At 52.9% G+C, this 465-nt stretch carries 1 rRNA gene; it reads left to right on the top strand.

Annotated features, from left to right (window positions below):
- A 16S ribosomal RNA gene (locus C1634_RS25705) occupies positions 1-465 on the top strand; the annotation flags it as partial.

Below are 465 nucleotides of genomic sequence, written 5' to 3'. Positions count from 1 at the left end.
CCTACGGGAGGCAGCAGTGGGGAATTTTGGACAATGGGGGCAACCCTGATCCAGCCATGCCGCGTGCAGGATGAAGGTCTTCGGATTGTAAACTGCTTTTGTCAGGGACGAAAAGGGATGCGATAACACCGTATTCCGCTGACGGTACCTGAAGAATAAGCACCGGCTAACTACGTGCCAGCAGCCGCGGTAATACGTAGGGTGCAAGCGTTAATCGGAATTACTGGGCGTAAAGCGTGCGCAGGCGGTTCTGTAAGATAGATGTGAAATCCCCGGGCTCAAACTGGGAATTGCATAGATGACGGCAGGACTTGAGTTTGTCAGAGGAGGGTGGAATTCCAAGTGTAGCAGTGAAATGCGTAGATATGTGGAAGAACACCGATGGCGAAGGCAGCCCTCTGGGACATGACTGACGCTCATGCACGAAAGCGTGGGGAGCAAACAGGATTAGATACCCGAGTAGTC

Source organism: Chryseobacterium viscerum, from assembly GCF_002899945.2.
Taxonomy (GTDB): Bacteria; Bacteroidota; Bacteroidia; order Flavobacteriales; family Weeksellaceae; genus Chryseobacterium; species Chryseobacterium viscerum.
The sequence above is the reverse complement of the archived record's forward strand: the minus strand, read 5'-3'. Positions and strand labels throughout refer to the sequence as shown.